The sequence below is a fragment of the Serratia sp. SCBI genome, assembly GCF_000747565.1.
Taxonomy (GTDB): Bacteria; Pseudomonadota; Gammaproteobacteria; order Enterobacterales; family Enterobacteriaceae; genus Serratia; species Serratia ureilytica.
Map to the genome: position 1 here is coordinate 1385125 of NZ_CP003424.1, position 16515 is coordinate 1401639.

The 16515-nt window shown below is 61.6% G+C and carries 15 protein-coding genes and 2 pseudogenes; 6 read left to right on the forward strand and 11 right to left on the reverse strand.

The genetic code is table 11. The features are described from left to right. Positions 1-128: 128 nt before the first annotated feature. The 3 genes and pseudogenes from SERRSCBI_RS06405 to SERRSCBI_RS06415 form a co-directional block, all read right to left on the reverse strand. Positions 129-979 (reverse strand): annotated as a pseudogene (locus SERRSCBI_RS06405) (DUF1460 domain-containing protein). A gap of 104 nt (positions 980-1083) precedes the next feature. Then, positions 1084-1626, reverse strand: a complete 543-nt coding sequence (locus tag SERRSCBI_RS06410; RefSeq protein WP_033652386.1) for a GNAT family N-acetyltransferase — start codon at positions 1624-1626, stop codon at positions 1084-1086. Next, positions 1626-2093, reverse strand: coding sequence for an acyltransferase (locus SERRSCBI_RS06415; protein ID WP_033642275.1), 468 nt, complete (start codon positions 2091-2093; stop codon positions 1626-1628). The genes SERRSCBI_RS06410 and SERRSCBI_RS06415 overlap by 1 nt, the downstream gene beginning before the upstream one ends. Positions 2094-2296: 203 nt before the next feature. Between SERRSCBI_RS06415 and SERRSCBI_RS06420 the strand changes: the two genes are divergently transcribed. Further along, complete coding sequence (locus tag SERRSCBI_RS06420) at positions 2297-2887, forward strand: Yip1 family protein (RefSeq protein ID WP_019453944.1); 591 nt, start codon at positions 2297-2299, stop codon at positions 2885-2887. A gap of 62 nt (positions 2888-2949) precedes the next feature. Here the strand turns inward: SERRSCBI_RS06420 and SERRSCBI_RS06425 are convergent, their stop codons facing one another. Next, entirely contained in the window at positions 2950-3795 is an 846-nt protein-coding gene (locus SERRSCBI_RS06425) for a DMT family transporter (protein WP_042783909.1), read from the reverse strand. 571 nt (positions 3796-4366) lie between these two features. Here SERRSCBI_RS06425 and SERRSCBI_RS06430 point away from each other — a divergent pair. The 3 genes from SERRSCBI_RS06430 to SERRSCBI_RS06440 are packed head-to-tail and all read left to right on the forward strand — an operon-like array spanning position 4367 to position 7126. Next, complete coding sequence (locus tag SERRSCBI_RS06430; RefSeq protein WP_232230745.1) at positions 4367-5149, forward strand: ABC transporter ATP-binding protein; 783 nt, start codon at positions 4367-4369, stop codon at positions 5147-5149. Between the two features lie 16 nt (positions 5150-5165). Then, entirely contained in the window at positions 5166-6122 is a 957-nt protein-coding gene (locus SERRSCBI_RS06435; protein WP_042783910.1) for an ABC transporter substrate-binding protein, read from the forward strand. Then, entirely contained in the window at positions 6119-7126 is a 1008-nt protein-coding gene (locus tag SERRSCBI_RS06440) for an iron ABC transporter permease (RefSeq protein ID WP_042783911.1), read from the forward strand. Before SERRSCBI_RS06435 ends, SERRSCBI_RS06440 begins: the two co-directional genes overlap by 4 nt. A 13-nt stretch (positions 7127-7139) precedes the next feature. Here the strand turns inward: SERRSCBI_RS06440 and SERRSCBI_RS06445 are convergent, their stop codons facing one another. From SERRSCBI_RS06445 to SERRSCBI_RS06465, 5 genes and pseudogenes are all read right to left on the reverse strand, one after another. Continuing rightward, positions 7140-8663 (reverse strand): sulfite reductase flavoprotein subunit alpha, encoded by a 1524-nt coding sequence (locus tag SERRSCBI_RS06445; protein ID WP_042783912.1) that lies wholly within the window; start codon positions 8661-8663, stop codon positions 7140-7142. A gap of 5 nt (positions 8664-8668) precedes the next feature. After that, positions 8669-9094 (reverse strand): PAS domain-containing protein, encoded by a 426-nt coding sequence (locus SERRSCBI_RS06450; protein ID WP_023447580.1) that lies wholly within the window; start codon positions 9092-9094, stop codon positions 8669-8671. 217 nt (positions 9095-9311) lie between these two features. Then, positions 9312-11018, reverse strand: coding sequence for a D-lactate dehydrogenase (gene dld / locus SERRSCBI_RS06455; RefSeq protein WP_042783914.1), 1707 nt, complete (start codon positions 11016-11018; stop codon positions 9312-9314). 126 nt (positions 11019-11144) lie between these two features. Continuing rightward, entirely contained in the window at positions 11145-11939 is a 795-nt protein-coding gene (gene map, locus SERRSCBI_RS06460; RefSeq protein WP_042783915.1) for a type I methionyl aminopeptidase, read from the reverse strand. Next, positions 11936-12138, reverse strand: a pseudogene (locus tag SERRSCBI_RS06465) (ParD-like family protein). The gene map and the pseudogene SERRSCBI_RS06465 overlap by 4 nt, the downstream one beginning before the upstream one ends. 168 nt (positions 12139-12306) lie before the next feature. Between SERRSCBI_RS06465 and ddlA the strand changes: the two are divergent. Then, positions 12307-13410: a D-alanine--D-alanine ligase gene (gene ddlA, locus SERRSCBI_RS06470; RefSeq protein WP_015377061.1), complete on the forward strand. Its 1104-nt coding sequence runs from the start codon at positions 12307-12309 to the stop codon at positions 13408-13410. A gap of 34 nt (positions 13411-13444) precedes the next feature. Here the strand turns inward: ddlA and SERRSCBI_RS06475 are convergent, their stop codons facing one another. Both SERRSCBI_RS06475 and SERRSCBI_RS06480 read right to left on the reverse strand, forming a co-directional pair. Next, positions 13445-14224 carry an ABC transporter substrate-binding protein gene (locus SERRSCBI_RS06475; protein ID WP_033633826.1) on the reverse strand — a complete coding sequence of 260 codons (780 nt, stop codon included), beginning with the start codon at positions 14222-14224 and terminating at the stop codon, positions 13445-13447. Between the two features lie 34 nt (positions 14225-14258). Next, complete coding sequence (locus SERRSCBI_RS06480) at positions 14259-15413, reverse strand: methionine aminotransferase (RefSeq protein WP_021503974.1); 1155 nt, start codon at positions 15411-15413, stop codon at positions 14259-14261. A gap of 118 nt (positions 15414-15531) precedes the next feature. On the opposite strand from SERRSCBI_RS06480, the gene SERRSCBI_RS06485 reads away from it, so the two are divergent. Next, positions 15532-16452, forward strand: a complete 921-nt coding sequence (locus SERRSCBI_RS06485; RefSeq protein ID WP_015377064.1) for a LysR substrate-binding domain-containing protein — start codon at positions 15532-15534, stop codon at positions 16450-16452. The last annotated feature ends 63 nt before the right edge of the window (positions 16453-16515 follow it).

A 16515-nucleotide genomic window follows, 5' to 3' on the forward strand; every position in this document is an offset into this window, starting at 1 on the left:
AGCTCTCCCTGAAAAGAACAATAAAATCAGTTGGTTTTTGTTCTTACAGCTAAGCCTGAACCGCCGATGAAGTCAAACGCTCGTTCAGCATAAACGGCTATAGCTTATAGCCGTTATGCGATGGGGGATTATCGGCTGAGCGAACGCAGCACCACGATGCCCGGCGTGGCCATCACATAATCCATAAAGGGCGAATCGACGACCTGCATGTTGGCCTTGCGCGATGAGGCGTTGCGCAGCACCGGGCCGTTGTCGGTCATGACGAAGATGCCGGTATGGGTCACGTCCAGCCCGGCGAGGTTGGTGTAAATGCCGATGTAGTCGCCGGTGCGCAGCTGGGCCAGCACCTTGTCGTCGACGCGGTCGCTGGGAATGTAGGTCACGCTGCGCTGCACGACGGGCAAGCCGGGCAGGTAACTGCCGCCGTCGGCTTTCTGATTGAGGTTTTTCACCAGGCTGACGGCGTGCGGGCTGAGCTGGGCGGTGATGTCTTCGGCCACTTTTTTCGGCCGCTGCGCCCAGTCGGTGAAGAAGTGTTTGCGCTGCGGGAAGGCGATTTTGCCGTCGACATAGCGGATGTCCACCAGGCGCTGAACGAACTCGGCTTCGCTGCGGGCGGTGCTGAGCGCTTCGACATAATCGATGTAAGTGAAGCAATCCAGCCCGCGGAAGTCGATCACCAACTGCTCGGGCGTGCTCTGCGAACCGATCAGGCGGTTGGCGAGATAGGGCGTGCCGAGGAATTCGCGCGAAATCAAATCGACGGTGCGGCCATGCGGCTGCGCGGCGGGCCAACCGGCGCGCAGCGCGAGGATCTCACGCAGCTTGCTGCGGGTGCTGTCATCCATCTGCGGTTGCAGGTTCGGCGGCGAAACGGCGGCGTCGGTCGGCGGCGTTGCGGGGTGACGGCGGTGGGGCGATCGGCGCATCCGCTCATGGCGATAGCTAACATCAGTAAAACAGCCTTGTTCTTGTTCATACGGCCCTCCATGGGTGTCGCTGGTTTATCAGAGTAAGTGATAACAGTTCTCATCCGATGGTAGGGGTTAAAAAGTAAACATAACCTCAATGGCAATCGATAAATCAGTAACCGATTTCGCTATTGAACGGCAAATACCAGAACAGCGCGATTTCGTGATCGGCGATCTCCGGTTCGGCGCGGTACAGCAAGCGATCGATGCCGCCGAGGATAAACCCATAGTGCTGGTAGCAGCGGCAGGCCGCCAGGTTGTTGTTCTGCGTTTCGAGCATCATACCTGAGGTTTCCTGCTGCCGCGCCCACTGTTTGGCGCAGTCCAGCAGCGCCCCGGCGATGCCCTGGCGGCGCGCGTCAGCGCTGACGGCGATCTCGTCGATCAGGGTGTAGCCGTTCCAGTTTTTGCTCAGCGTGATGTGGCCAACGGCGTCGTTCTGGCGATAAGCCAGGAAGGTCACGCTGTCTTCGTTGGCGAACGGCGCCAGGGGATAGCGTTTGCGAAACGGCGCCACCGGTCGGGTTGGCCAGCTGTCCACCGGGCTGTCGAACTGCGGCAGGGCGTAACAGGCGATGGTGAAGCTGAAATCGCCGCGGGCCAGATAATCGTCGGGCAATGTCTCAATGGCCGCGATGCGGATGGCCGGGTTCATTACGGCAGCTCCCGCAGCAGACGCGCCGGGTTGCCGGCGTAGATCCCCTTGCGGGTGATGTCGCGGGTCACGACCGCCCCGGCGCCGATCACCGCGTCGCTACAGATCGTCACCGCCAGGATCGTGGCGCCGGAACCGATGGACACCCGATCGCCGATGCAGGTGCGCCCCCAGCTGGCCGGATCGGCGTTGGGCGCGCCGTCTTTGAACAGATCGTTGGCGAAGGTGACGCCGTGGCCGACAAAGCACGCTTCGCCTAGGGTAACGTATTCGCAGATAAAGCTGTGCGACTGAATTTTACTGCGCGCGCCGATGCTGACGTGGCGCTGGATCTCGACGAACGGGCCGACGAAGACATCGTCGCCGAGCCGGCAGCCGTAAAGATTGCAGGGTTCTACCACGGTGACATTGCGCCCGGCGTCGACGTCGACGATCCCCGCCTGGCGGGTGATGATAGCGGATGACATAACCTTCCTCACAGCCTGGGTTTAATGGGGGAGTATAAGACAAAGCGTCGCGCCTTTCGCTTTCCGCACGTTTTTTCGCCAAAAGACTATAATTAGTACAGGGGAGAGAGCCCCGTGGCCGCAATCCTCGCACGGGTAGCTGTCCGTCAGAGGTGTGAAATTCGTTCGCCGATCGCGGCCTACGGCGAGATAGGAGGTGTCTCATGGTCAGTCATGTTTGGGGACTTCTGGCGCATCCCAGCGCCGAGTTCGAACAGATCAAAAGCGAGAATGAAAGCGTCTCGCACCTATACACCCATCACGTGTTGCTCTTGGCAGCAATCCCGGTGGTCTGCGCCTTTATCGGCACCACCCAGTTGGGCTGGCTCTCCGGCGAGGGACATGCCATCAGGCTCGACATGTTTACCGCGTTTTATACCGCCGTGGCGTTCTACCTGCTGATGCTGGCAGGCGTAGCGGCCATGGGGAAAGTCATTCACTGGATGGCGCGGCGTTATGAATCGCGCCCAAGCCTGCACCGCTGCATGGTGTTCGCCGGCTACGTGGCGACCCCGATGTTCCTCAGCGGGGTAGTGGCGCTTTATCCGGTCGTCTGGCTGTGTCTGTTTGTCGGCATTATCGGCCTGTGCTATTCGGGCTATCTGCTGAATCTGGGGATCCCGCACTTCCTGAATATCGACAGTAAGGAAGGGTTCATCTTCTCCAGCTCGACCTTCGCCATCGGCATTCTGTTGCTCGAGCTGCTGCTTGGGGTGACGGTGCTGCTGTGGGGGTACGGTTCCTGGTTGTTCTGAGTTAACGGTTGTTGTTATCGCCCCCGCGCCGGTGGAACGGCGCGGGGGCTTTTGTTTTTAGGCTATGCGCGGCGGAAAACCAGCATCACGCCGAGCACGATGCCCGCCATGCCCAGCAGGCTCAGCGCGGCCAGCGCGTGGCCGAGCAGCAGATAATCCAGCAGGGCGGTGACCGCCGGGATCAGGTAGAACAGGCTGGTCACCTGCACCAGGTTGCCGCGCTGGATCAGCCGATACAGCAAGAAGGTCGCCAGCACCGAGATCACCACCGCCATCCACAGCAGCGGCAGCACGAACTCAGGCTTCCATTCGACCCGCAGCGGCTCAAACGGCAGCGCCAACGCACACATCAACAGCCCGACGGCATACTGCAGCGGCAACACCGCCAGCGGCGGCTGCGTCATGCCCTTTTGCAGCAGGGTGCCGGCGGTCATGCAGCACAAGGCGATAAAGGCTAACAGCATGCCGCTCAGCGAGAAATGGGCCACCATCAGGCTTTGGTACACCACCAGCGTCAGCCCCGCCAACGCCAGCGCCAACCCGAGCGCGCGCAGCCCGGCGCAGCGCCGTTCGGTAATGAACTGGGTCAGGATCGGCTGTACGCCAAGCAGCGTGGCCAGCACGCCGGGGGTAATGCCCCGTTCGAGGGCCAGCAGATAGCAGATCTGATAGCTGCCGATCATCAGCACGCCGATCAACGCGACGCGCCGGCGGGTGCCGGCGGCGGGCAGGCACTGGCGCTGCCACAGGCCGATGGCTAACAGCACCGCCAGCGCGATGGCGCAGCGGAAGAACAGAAAAGCGAAGGCGGAGGCGTGCTCCAACCCCCAACGGGAGAAGATCGCGCCGCTGCTCCAAAGCAGGACGAACAGCGTAGCCAGGCCGGCATTGGCCCAGAGAGCCGGCATTGGCCCAGAGAGAAGGTAATCGCATATCAATTTCACCTGTCGTGAAAATTACAGGCTCCGGCGCGCGCGGCGGTCTACGCCTGAACGCAACAAATCAACATAAGCCGGAGGTAAAAAGTCGGTGTGGCTTAGCGCACGACCACAAGGCGTGGCGGGTAAGCGGCAACCGCGGAAACGACAGAGAAAACGGCGGGTGGAGCGGAGGAAGCACACAGCAAAACGACGGCCGGAACGGTCGCGTTTGTCGGGTCTGTGCTGTGCGCCAGGTAGGTCATGTGAGTTCCTGAAAACCGTGAATGAAACCAATCGCTTCAAACATAGCCAAGTTCAGCGGGGCGCGCAACCGAAAATCACAGAAGCATAAATGATAATGAAAATCATTATCATTAAATTAAAGGTGTGCTATGTTGCTGCAAAAACGCAGTTTTAACGCCAGCGCGAGGCGCAAGGGGGTAGGCTCCCCGCCGCCATTTCCCGTCATGCGTGCAGTGAGAGACTTTACGATTCGTTTTTGCAGAGGGCGCGCAATCGTGATAAAAATATTGAAATGTTATAATATAACAATTAATGCATGATGAATTCAGCTCACGACATCCTCCATGTTGATGGGGTTAGCCTGACCGGCCACGGCGGGGCCTCGATACTCGACAACATCCATTTCACGCTGCGCGCCGGTGAGAAGCTGGCGGTGATCGGCCCTAACGGCAGCGGCAAATCCAGCCTGTTGCGCACGCTGATCGGCGAAACGCGGCCGGACAGCGGCGAGATTTACTGGCGAGGGCGCGCTTTGTCCGCGTGGTCGGCGGCGGAACGCGCCAGAAGCATCGCCTTTCTGGCGCAAAACGATCTGCCGGATTTGCGGCTGTCGCTGGAGGACTATGTGGCGTTAGGGCGTTTGCCGCATGGCGAACGGCCCGCGGCGGGAAAACGCATCGTTGACGAGATCATCGGGGAAACCGGTCTGGCGCCGCTCAGGCACCACCCGTTGGGGCGGCTCTCGGGCGGCCAGCGTCAGCGCGCTGCGTTGGCCCGGGCGTTGGCGCAGTCTCCCGACCTGTTGTTGTTGGATGAGCCGACCAATCACCTCGATCCCCCCGGGCGTTCGGCGCTGCTGTCGTTAGTAAAACATAAAGCCATCGCCGTGATTGCGGTGCTGCATGACCTGCCCGTGGCGGAGGCGTTCGCCGATCGGATCCTGGTGCTCAACGAAAGCCGCCAGGTGGCCTGCGGCTCGCCCGCGGCGGTGTTGCAAACCCCGGTAATTCTGCCGGTGTTCGGCATGCACAGTTTCAGCGTGGCGCATCCCGTCAGCGGGAAAACGCTGCGTATTTTTGAAGTTCCCCATTGCGCTTGATAAACCAGAGAGAAACATGAACATACGCGTATTCCCCTTGCTCCTGCTGTTGGCCGGCGGAGCGGCAGCGGCTGAAAAATTTCCCGTCACCGTAGAAAGCTGCGGGAAGCCGATCACCTTCAATCAGGCGCCGCAGCGCGCCGTCATCAACGACATCAATATGGCCGAGATGGCCTTTGCGCTTCATCTGCAGGATCGGATCGTCGGGCTGACCGGCATCACCGGCTGGTACAAATTGACGCCTGATTTCAAGGCGGCGATGGGCGCCATTCCCGAACTGGCGCCGAAGTATCCCGCTCTGGAAACGTTGCTGGCGGCGCAGCCGGACTTTTTCTTCGCCGGCTGGAATTACGGCATGAAGATCGGCGGCGACGTCACGCCGGAGACGCTCGCGCCGTTCGGCATCAAAACGCTGGTGCTGAGCGAGAGCTGCGTACAGGCCGGCGGCCGGCCGCAGAAGGCCGATATGAACCTGCTGTATGACGATGAGCTGAAGCTCGGCAAGATTTTCGGCAAGCAGCGAGAGGCCGCCGCGCTGGTTGAGGGCTGGCGCCGCCGGTTAGCCGCGCTGCCCGCCAGACCGGCGGGTCAGGCGCCGCTCAAGGTGTTCGTGTATGACTCGGGAGAAGAGAAGCCTTTTACCAGCGGTAAATACGCCATGCCGACGGCGATTGTCGAAGCGGCGGGCGGCCGCAACGTGATGGACGGTTTGGCGGCGAGCTGGACGACGGCATCCTGGGAGGCGGTGGCGGCGGCGGAACCCGACTTCATCATTCTGCTGGATTACCAGACCGGGTCAGGCGCCGAGGCGCTGCGGCGTTTCCTCGAGTCTCATCCGTTGATGAAGTTGACGCCTGCGGTACGGCACCATCGTTATCTGAAACTGCAGTATGCGGAGCTGACGCCGGGGCCGGCCAATATCGGTGCGGTGGAAAAGCTGGCGCGGGCGCTGTACGCGCCGGAGGCTGAATGAACTCGCTGACACGGCGGTTTATGGTGCTCGCGCCGCTGGCGCTGTTGACGTTGTGCGGATTAATGGTCTGGAGCCTGCAATTGGGCAGCGTCGCGCTGTCATGGCGGCAGGCGTTGGCGGCGTTAGGGATAGGTTCGGCGCCGCTTTCCGGCATGCTGGACACTATCGTCGTGCAACTGCGCGTGCCTCGGGCCTTGTTGGCGGCGTTGACCGGCGCCGGGCTGGCGATGACCGGCGCGCTGCTGCAGACCACCACCCGCAATGAGCTGGCCGATCCTTTTTTGTTTGGGCTCTCCTCCGGCGCCGCCGCCGGCGCGGTGCTGGTCATCACGCGCTTCGGCGATGCGCTGGGGGCGTTGACGTTGCCGCTGTCCGCTTTCGTCGGCGGCATTCTGTCCGCGTTGGCGGTGATGATCCTGTTTCGCGTCAGCCGGGTCAGGCGCGCCGAGCAGCTTATCGTCTGCGGCCTGGCGGTCTCATTTTTGTTCAGCGCGCTTACCAGCTATCTGGTTTTTTCCGGCGATCAGCGGGCGGCCGGTTCAGTGTTGTTCTGGTCGCTGGGCGGCTTGGGGTTGGCGCGTTGGGATAATCTGTTCATTCCGCTGGTAAGTTTCGCGCTGCTGGCCGGGTTTACGGCGCTGCGTTGGCGGGCGCTGGACACGCTGCTGGCGGGTGAGCAAACCGCCCATTCGATGGGAGTCAACGTGGCGCGCCTGCGCACCGAGACCTTTCTGTGCTGCGCATTGTCTACGGCGTTTCTCGTTTCGCTGACGGGCGTGATCGGTTTTGTCGGGCTGATGGTGCCTTATCTGGCCCGGCGCCTGGTAGGTGTGCGCCACCGCTTGTCCGTGCCGATGTGCGGCCTGCTGGGGGCGATGCTGCTGACCGGCGGCGACATGCTCAGCCGCAGCCTGATCCCCAATCAGGAGCTGCCCATCGGCATCATTACGGCGGGGCTGGGGGGCGCGTTCATCGTCTCCTTGCTGTTGCGCGCGGAGCGGTGAACGCCGCCCTGTCTCAATAGAGTTCCAGGTGCAGGCGCTGCTGCTCAATCAGCGTCTGCCACAGGTTTTCCGCCCCGCAGGCTTGCTCCAGCGCCGTCGCCACGGCATGTTCCAGATACTGGCGATTGCCGCACAGGTAGACATGCGCGCCCCGTTGCAGCAGGCCGCTGACGGCATCGGCGTGATCGTCGATGGCGTGTTGCACGTAATACTTGTCGGCGGCGTCGCGCGAGAATGCCGTGATGAGCCGTGTGAGTACGCCCGTCGCGTTCAGCGTGACCAACTCCTCGCCATACAGGAAGTCTTCATCGCGCCTTTTCTCACCGAAGATCAGGACGGTTTCACGCCGTTCGCCCTGGGCGGCCATTTCGCGCAGTAAGCCAATCAACGGTGCGATGCCGGTACCGGTACCGATAAGCAGCACCGGCAAGGCGGTGTCGCGCGGTAGGTAAAAGCCGGGGTTGGCGCGGCAGAAGAGGCGGAAAGGGCCGGGGTGCTTGAGCAGCCAGCCGGTCGCCGTGCCGCGCCGCGTGCGGCCGCCGCGTTCATAACGCACGTCGCGCACGCACAGATCGAGGCTCTCTTCCCGCGTTGCCGAAGCGATGGAGTAGGCGCGCGGCAGGCAAATGGGCAGCAGCGCCAACAGGTTCTCCAGCGTGATCGCGTGCGGCGGGCAAAAATCGTGCAGCACATCCAGCAGATCGGCGCCGTACAGATAACTCTCCAGGGATTTGCGCTGACGGATCTTGAGCAGGCTTTTGAGCTCTTCGCTGTCGGCCAACTGCGCCAGTTCGCGCAGCGTCGTTTTGCTGATCTGGCGCAGCTCCCGGCGCCGCAGCGCGTCGATGGCCTCCGGCCTGCCGAGCCACTCTGCCAGCCGGATCAATAATCCTTCGTCGTTCTCCGGCAACAGATAGACGGTATCCCCCGCCCGGTAAACGATGCCGCTGCCGGCGATATTCAGCCGCAAATGCCAGGCTTGCGGCGTGCGTGCGCTAAGCGGCCGTCGTTCGAGGAGGGCGGCGTTGAACGCATGGTCTTCACCGTAGGCGGTAACGCGCAGATGCAAATCGCGGCCCGCCTGGGCATCGCCGGCCAGCACCTTATCCAGCGTCGTTAGCCAGGTGGTGAAGAACGGTTCGACGTTAACGTCGGCGTCAACGCGATTGATGATGGCACGGGCGCCGTATTGCGTCAGGCGCGCATCCAGCGCCTGGGTAAACCCGCAGAAATGCGGGTAAGCGGTGTCGCCGAGACCGAAGATGGCATAGCGCAACCGGTGGCGATCCGGCCATTGCGCCAGCGCGTCGGGAAAACGTTCGGCGTTGGCGGGCGGTTCACCGTCGCCAAATGAGCTCGAGACAATCAACAGGGCGTCGCGTTCGCCCACATCGGCGGGCTGGATGGCGTTGAGTTCTTTAACGACGGGGCGGTAGGGTTGCAGGCTGCTTTGCTCGCCCAGACGCATTGCCAGCGCCCGGGCGTTGCCCGACTCCGAACCGTAACCAATCAGGATGCGTTCGATGATGTCGGCCATAGCGGTTACTTGTCGTAGTGGTTGTCGAACTGTTCTTTGGCGAATTCCACCGATTCGAAGTCGGTCATCAGATCGTTAATTACGCGGCGGATGCTGATATAAGCCTCGATATTGCCTTGGGCGTCATACAGCGGTTGCACCGTGGTGTCGACCACGTACAGCACGCCGCCCTTGCCGACGTTCGGGATGATGCCGGTCCAGATGCCGCCCGCCTTGATGGTGTCCCACATTGCTTTGTAAACGGCTTTCGGCACGGAGGGGTGACGCACGATGCTGTGGGGCTGGCCCACCAGCTCTTCCCGGGAAAAGCCGGTCAGTTGGCAGAACAGGTCGTTGACGTAGGTGATGGTGCCCTGCAGATCGGTGGTGGAGATCACCATCACTTTATCGAGCGCGGCCAACAGCTGGGCGGAATCGAGGGTCTGACTCATGGTAGGTTCCTTCTCATTAAGTTCGCGGTGAATGCCACGGCGGATGTCATGTATCCGTCACGACAGCTTTGTAATTAATTCTCATTTGCGATGAATGGTAATCGGGAATTTTATAAGTTGCAATAAAAATGCATCTTTATAAGCGAAAAGGTCACGACGAGGCGGGCTGGGGCGGTGAGGCCCGCGCCGGGTGGGCGGCGGGCCGATCGTGCGGCGTTTAGCGGGGGGCTTCGGCCCAGCCTTTGCGTTTGCTGGTTTTGCCGATGCCGGGGTTGAAGCTGTTGGTCGGATCGGCGGTGCGGTAGAACGCTTGCAGATCCGGTTTGGCGTGGTACAGGTGGCCGACGTTATGCTCCGCCGGGTACTCGGCGCCGCGCCGGTTGAGGATCTCGAGCATCTTTTCTTTTAGTGCATGGCTGTCCACGCCTTTTTTCACCACGTAGTCCTGGTGGAAGACGTGGCACATAAAGTGGCCGTAATACAGCTTATGCACCAACTGACTGTCGATTTCCGGCGGCAGCGTTTCGAACCAGTCGGTGTCGTTGCGGCGCAGGGCGATGTCCAGCGCCAGAATATCCTCCACCTTGTCGGCGTGCACCGCGTGGTAACGCACGGCGGCGCCGGCGGCGGCGAAGCGGTGCAGGAAAGCCTTTTTGCCCTCGTCAGGCGTGCAGGCGAAGAAGGCGCCTTTGGCCTGGGCGAAATAGTCGGTCAGGTAGCGCTGGGCCTCTTCCACGCCGGGGCCGGCCATCTTCAGCAGCAGATGGTGTTCGAAACGTTCACGGTATTCCTTCATGCGTTTCGGCAGGTGGCTCGGCGCCAGATGGCTCAGGCCCTGCATCAGCCGATCGGTCAGGTTGTGCGGCAGCAGCGGCAGCTTGTTGAGGCTGGCGTCCATGCGGCCTTTCAGGGTGAAGAAGCGCGGCATCTGATCGGTGCCGAGCTTGTCGATCATCATGAAGGTGTCTTTGCCGTACACCTCGGCGATGTCGAAGATATCGCGGTGCATGTATTCACCGGCCACCGGCAGGTTTTCGAATTTGCTCAGCATGTGGCGGCGCAGTTCGGTCAGCACCGCGGTATCGTTGGTGCCGATATAGAACACCTGCTCTTTGCCCTCTTTCTCGAAGGTGTCGAGCCGCACCGCGAACACCGCCAGTTTGCCGGCGCAGCCGGAGGCTTCGTACAGGCGGCGTTTGTCGGCGTTGAAGCGGGAAGGGGTGTCGGCGTCGACGTCGCGCACCCGGCTGGCGTACTCGTTATCCGAGGCGCGCAGCTCGCCGTATTCGACGTCGCTCGGGCGATAGTCGCCTTTTTCCAGCCGGGTGAGGATCTCTTCCGGCGTGTCGCCAAGCCGGATGCCCAGATGGTTCACCAGGCGCAGCTGGCCGTCTTCCCCTAACTGGGCGTACAGCGCCATTTCGGTATAGGCCGGGCCGCGTTTCACCAGCGAGCCGCCGGAGTTGTTGCACACGCCGCCGATAACAGAGGCGCCGATGCAGGAAGAGCCGATCACCGAATGCGGTTCACGGCCGTAGGGCTTGAGCAATTTCTCGAGGTGGTGCAGGGTGCTGCCGGGGAAGCCGACCACCTGCTTGCCGTTGTCCAGCACCTGAATATGGTCGAGGCGCAGGGTGCTGACGATGACGATATCGCGATCATAGTCGTTGCCGCTGGGGGTTGAGCCCTCGGTCAGGCCGGTGTTGGCGGCCTGCATGATGACGATTTTATCGGCGGCCACGCAGGCCTGCAGAATGCGCCACAGCTGCAGCAGGCTAGTGGGAAACACCACCGCCAGCGCCTGGCCTTCGCCGGAGCGGAACCCTTTGCGATACCGTTCGGTGTTGCGATCGCCGGTCAACAACTGCGGGCCGCCGACGATGTCCTTAAGCTGGTTGAGAAACGCCTGATTGCCTGACTGCATGCTGCCTGTCTCCCTGTCATCCCCGTCGCTCTAACCGCGGCGCCGGAGCGCCGCGCAGTCAGCTAAGAGGTTATCAATTAAATAACTTATTAAGCCATCAGCTTGTTAAGCTAATGGCCTGCGGATTTAGTAGCGTTCGGCGTAGCCGGCACGACGCTCTTCGTCGCGCAGCGTCAGGATCTCCACGCCGTCGGCGGTGACCGCTACGGTATGTTCCCACTGCGCCGACAGTTTTTTGTCGCGCGTCACCACCGTCCAGCCGTCTTTCTTCTGCTTGATGCGGCGGTCGCCCTGATTGATCATCGGCTCGATGGTGAACACCATGCCTTCCTGCAGCGCCATGCCGCTGCCGGGTTGGCCGTAGTGCAGCACCGCCGGCTCTTCGTGCATGTCGCGGCCGATGCCGTGGCCGCAATACTCCCGCACGATGCTGTAGCCGGCCTGCTCGGCGTGGTACTGGATGGCGTGGCCGATATCGCCCAGGGTGGCGCCCGGTTTCACCGCGCGAATGCCCTGCCACATCGATTCATAGACGTTGTTCACCAGCCGTTTGGCCAGCGGCGTTACCTGGCCGATGCAGTACATCTTGCTGGAGTCGGCGATGTAGCCGCCGTTTTCCAGCGTGATGTCCACGTTGACAATCATGCCGGAACGCAGGATTTTGCTGGCCGACGGCACCCCGTGGCATACCACGTCGTCTACGGAGGTGTTGAGCACATAGGGGAAATCATACTGCCCCTTACTGGCCGGGCGCGACTTCAGTTCTTCGACGATAAACGCCTCGGCGCGGTCGTTGATCTCCATGGTGGAGATACCTTCGACGATGACCTCATCGAGCATAGCAAACACTTTAGCCAGCAGAGCGCCGGAATGGCGCATTTTGGCAATCTCTTCCGGCGTTTTAATCACAATCTGTTTCACCCGACAATCTCCTTCAGCGTCAGCGCATTATCTTTCATCATTTTTTTACCAGTTGCGGGTAGGTCAGTTCCGGATGGAACTCCGCCAGCATGCCGATCTTGATCCAGTACTCGGCCTGCGCGTTGATCGAACGCGTCATGGTCAGGCTGGCGAGGCGCAGATCGTCATGCAGCGCGTCCGAAATTTTTACGATGCCCATCGGCGTCTCCATAAATGAACGATATACGAAGTGTATATGTTTTGGATGGTCGCGATGTGGCATTCTGTGGCGTAAGAAGATTCTGGCAACAACGATTGCCGCCGCCAGGCAATGCGTTTATTGTGATGAACGACTTTTTTGCCATGATTTTTCAGAAGGATTTAAGGCGTGACTAAACTACGTGTTGGGGTGATTTTTGGCGGTAAATCGGCGGAGCATGAGGTGTCGCTGCAGTCGGCCAAAAACATTGTGGATGCAATCGACAAAGAGAAGTTTGACGTCACGCTGCTGGGGATCGACAAACAGGGGCAGTGGCACATCAACGACGCCTCCAATTACCTGCTCAACGCCGAGAACCCGGCGCTGATCGCGCTGAACCGCTCGAACAAGAACGTGGCGCTGATCCCGGGCCAGGAAAAACAGCAGCTGATCGAAGCGGGCAGCGCCGGCGCGCTGGGCCAGCTCGACGTCATCTTCCCGATCGTGCACGGCACGCTGGGGGAAGACGGCTCGCTGCAGGGGCTGCTGCGCATGGCCAATATGCCGTTCGTCGGCGCCGGCGTGCTCGGCTCGGCGGTCAGCATGGATAAAGACGTGACCAAGCGCCTGCTGCGCGACGCCGGGCTGGCGGTGGCGCCGTTCGTCACCCTGACGCGCGCCAACCGCGCCGGGTTCACGTTTGAGCAACTGAGCGAGCGCCTCGGCCTGCCGCTGTTCGTCAAGCCGGCCAACCAGGGCTCGTCGGTCGGGGTCAGCAAGGTGGAGAACCGCGCCGAGTTTGACGCGGCGGTGGCACTGGCCTTCAGCTTCGATCACAAAGTGCTGGTGGAGTCGGCGATCGTCGGCCGCGAGATCGAGTGCGCGGTGCTGGGGAACGACGATCCGCAGGCCAGCGTGTGCGGCGAGATCGTGCTGAGCGACGCTTTCTACTCCTACGACACCAAATACATCAATGAGCAGGGCGCTCAGGTGGTGGTGCCGGCGGCGATCGCACCGGAAGTGAGCGACCACATCCGTGAGGTGGCGCTGAAGGCGTTCCGCGCGCTGGAGTGCTTCGGGTTGGCGCGGGTGGATGTGTTCCTGACGCCGGATAACCAGGTGGTGATCAACGAGATTAACACGCTGCCGGGCTTCACCAACATCAGCATGTATCCCAAGCTGTGGGCCGCCAGCGGCGTCAGCTACCAGGCGCTGATCACGCGCCTGATCGAATTGGCGCTGGAGCGCCACCAGCAGGATCGCGCGCTGAACAGTTCGGTGTTCGATCGCTAAACGCGGCAGGGGGCGGCGGTGCCGCCCCCGTCCATCACTTCACCGTCACGTCGATATCGCCGAAATACTTCTTCGACAGCGCCGTCACCGTGCCTTGTTGTTTCACTTTGGCGATGGCGGCATCCAGTTTCTTCTTCAGCGCCTCATCCCCTTTGCGCAGGCCGAAGGCGATGCCTTCACCGAGGATCTTGTCGTCGCGCACCGCCTCGCCGACGAAGGCGAAGCCTTTGCCGTCCGGCTGTGACAGGAAGCCGCTTTGCCCCGAGGGCGCCATCACCAGCGTGGCGTCGAGCCGACCGGCCGCCAGATCGAGATACACCTGATTCTGATCCTGGTAAGACACCACATCCACGCCCGCCGGCGCCCAATGGGTTTTGGCGTAAATCTCCTGAATCGAGCCTTGCAGCACGCCCACGTGTTTGCCCGCCAGCGCTTTGGCGTCCGGCAGCAGGCCGCTGTCGGCCTTGGCGATCAGGCGGTTCGGCACCTGATAGATGGCGTCGGTAAAGGCGATCGCCTGGCGCCGCTGTTCGGTCACGTTCATCGCCGAGTTGATGGCGTCGAACTTGCGCGCCTGCAGCGCCGGGATCAGGCTGTCGAACGAGGTTTCCACCCAGCTGCATTGCAACTGCGCTGCGGCGCACACCGCGTCGCCCAGTTCAATGTCGAACCCTTCCAGTTTGCCGCTGGCGGATTTGGATTCGAACGGCGGATACAGCGCTTCCAGACCGAAGCGCAGGCTGTTTTCCGCCGCCAGAGAAGAGCCGGCGGCCAGCAGGCATCCGGCGGCGAACAGCGTTTTCAAAGCTTTCATAGGCAGTGCCCCTTTCCCATGGTCGGACAAAAAATTACACCTGGCTCAGGCGGCGCGCGCCTTCCAGCAGGGTCTCGTTATCTTTGGAAAAACTCAGCCGAATAAGGCCGGTATCGGTGCCGTCGCTGTAGAACGCCGACAGCGGGATCGTCGCCACCTTCGCTTCGCGGATCAAGCGCACGGCGAAATCATTGTCGCTTTCGTGACTGAAGCCGCTAAAACGGGCCAGCATGAAGAAGCTGCCGCGGCTGGGCAGCAGCTCAAAGCGCGAATCCTGCAGGGCGCTGGCCAGCAGATCGCGCTTTTGTTGGTAAAACGCCGCCAGCCCCAGGTAACTCTGCGGGTTGGCGAGCGCGGCGGCGAAGGCGTGCTGCATTGGCGTATCGGCGGAGAACACCATGAACTGGTGCACCTTGCGGATCTCGTCCATCAACGCCGCCGGCGCCAGGCAGTAACCGACGCGCCAGCCGGTGACGTGGTAGGTTTTACCGAACGACGACACGATCACGCTGCGTTCCGCCAACTGCGGGTAGCGCGCCATGCTGTGGTGAATATCGCCGTCGAACACCACATGCTCGTAGACCTCGTCGGACAGGATCACGATGTCGGTGTCGCGGGTCAGGGCGGTCAGGCGGTCGATATCCTGCGCGTCGAACACCGCGCCGGTCGGGTTGTGCGGCGTGTTGACGATGATCATGCGCGTTTTGCCGTTGATGGCGGCGGCCACTTCATCCCAGTCGACGCGAAAGTCCTGCAGCGACAGTTTGATCGCCACCGGCGTGGCGCCCTGCAGGCGCACGATCGGCGCATAGCTGTCGAACGCCGGTTCGAAATAGATCACCTCGTCGCCGGGATGCACCAGTGCGCTGATCGCCGAGTACAGCCCTTCGCTGGCGCTGGCGATCACCGTGATTTCTTCGTCGGCGTCATAGCGCGCGCCATACAATCGTTCAGCTTTTTCCGCCAGAGCAGCACGTAACGCCGCCACGCCGCTCATCGGCGCGTATTGGTTATGACCTGCGCGCATGGCTTGCGCCGTTGCCTCGATCAGTTGCGGGTCACCGGCGAAGTTGGGCGCGCCCTGCGACAGGTTGAGGGCCTGATGTTCGGCGCTGAGTTGGCCAATAACGGTGAAGATGGTGGTGCCGACGTCCGGCAGCTTCGAGCGGGATGAGCAGGCGCTCTGCATGATGGGCTCCAGGCAAACAGGGAAGTGTTGAGCGATTAAGCATCAGGCGGCGTAGGCGGACAAGGGAAAGTTTGTCATACTTGCCATGCACTACGATCATACCTAATCGAGGCACGCTATGCCGATATCCCTGCCGTCGCTCGACGTATTGAAAACCTTTGTGGTGGTGGCGCAACGCCTCAACTTTACCCATGCCGCCCGGCAGCTGCACCTGACGCAGGGGGCGGTCAGCCGGCAAATTCTCGGGCTGGAACAGCGTCTGGGCTATCCGCTGTTCAGCCGTCAGGCGCGCGGTTTGGCGCTGACGCCGCAGGGCGCGCAGCTGCTGGCGCCGGTACAGCAGGCGCTGGGGCAGTTGGATGAAGCCCTGACGCGGGCCGCCGCTCCGCCGGGGGCGCTGCGCATCAAATGCCCGACCTGCGCCATGCGCTGGGTGCTGCCGCGCATCATTCGCCTGCAAAATGAACGGCCGGACATGCATATCGAGCTGACCGCCTCGGTGTCGCACGGCCTGGATTTCAGTACCGAGCAGTTTGACGCCGCGGTGGTATTCGGCCGGCCGCCGGGTAAAAAGCTGACCGCGCACTTGCTGTTCGACGAAATCCTCACGCCGGTCTGCACGCCGACGTTCCTGCCGCCGGCAGCCCGATTGACGGACTTGACGGACAAAACCCTGCTGCACCCGACGCGCGATCGGCGCGACTGGCTGCGCTGGCTGAAGGCGGCGGGCGCCGATGCGTTGCCGTCCGGCAAGGCCCAGCATTTCGATACCCTCGATCTGGCGATGAGCGCCGCGCTGCAGGGATTCGGCATCGCCATCGGCGATCTGTGCCTGCTGGAGGAGGATATTCAGGCGCAGCGCATCGTAACGCCGTTCCCGCTCTGCGTCAGCAGCGGCGCGGCCTATTATTTGGTCTATCCTGAACGCACGGTGGCGCCGCCGACGTTAACCGCGCTGGTCGATTTTCTGGCGGCGGAGGCCGCCGACAGCCGCGCCCGGCTGCAGAATTACCTGCCGATAACCTGTAATGCTTTGTAAACATTAGCGATGCGAATTTCCTTGGCGATGAAACAGAGTGTGGCAAACTGTTTCTTCACTCCG

Excerpts from the sequence above, each read along its gene's own strand:
- SERRSCBI_RS06410 (WP_033652386.1), bottom strand. The coding sequence starts at position 1,626 with ATGAACCCGGCCATCCGCATCGCGGCCATTGAGACATTGCCCGACGAT.
- SERRSCBI_RS06415 (WP_033642275.1), bottom strand. The coding sequence starts at position 2,093 with ATGTCATCCGCTATCATCACCCGCCAGGCGGGGATCGTCGACGTCGAC.
- SERRSCBI_RS06420 (WP_019453944.1), top strand. The coding sequence starts at position 2,297 with ATGGTCAGTCATGTTTGGGGACTTCTGGCGCATCCCAGCGCCGAGTTC.
- SERRSCBI_RS06425 (WP_042783909.1), bottom strand. The coding sequence starts at position 3,795 with ATGCCGGCTCTCTGGGCCAATGCCGGCCTGGCTACGCTGTTCGTCCTG.
- SERRSCBI_RS06430 (WP_232230745.1), top strand. The coding sequence starts at position 4,367 with ATGATGAATTCAGCTCACGACATCCTCCATGTTGATGGGGTTAGCCTG.
- SERRSCBI_RS06435 (WP_042783910.1), top strand. The coding sequence starts at position 5,166 with ATGAACATACGCGTATTCCCCTTGCTCCTGCTGTTGGCCGGCGGAGCG.
- SERRSCBI_RS06440 (WP_042783911.1), top strand. The coding sequence starts at position 6,119 with ATGAACTCGCTGACACGGCGGTTTATGGTGCTCGCGCCGCTGGCGCTG.
- SERRSCBI_RS06445 (WP_042783912.1), bottom strand. The coding sequence starts at position 8,663 with ATGGCCGACATCATCGAACGCATCCTGATTGGTTACGGTTCGGAGTCG.
- SERRSCBI_RS06450 (WP_023447580.1), bottom strand. The coding sequence starts at position 9,094 with ATGAGTCAGACCCTCGATTCCGCCCAGCTGTTGGCCGCGCTCGATAAA.
- dld (WP_042783914.1), bottom strand. The coding sequence starts at position 11,018 with ATGCAGTCAGGCAATCAGGCGTTTCTCAACCAGCTTAAGGACATCGTC.
- SERRSCBI_RS06475 (WP_033633826.1), bottom strand. The coding sequence starts at position 14,224 with ATGAAAGCTTTGAAAACGCTGTTCGCCGCCGGATGCCTGCTGGCCGCC.
- SERRSCBI_RS06480 (WP_021503974.1), bottom strand. The coding sequence starts at position 15,413 with ATGCAGAGCGCCTGCTCATCCCGCTCGAAGCTGCCGGACGTCGGCACC.
- SERRSCBI_RS06485 (WP_015377064.1), top strand. The coding sequence starts at position 15,532 with ATGCCGATATCCCTGCCGTCGCTCGACGTATTGAAAACCTTTGTGGTG.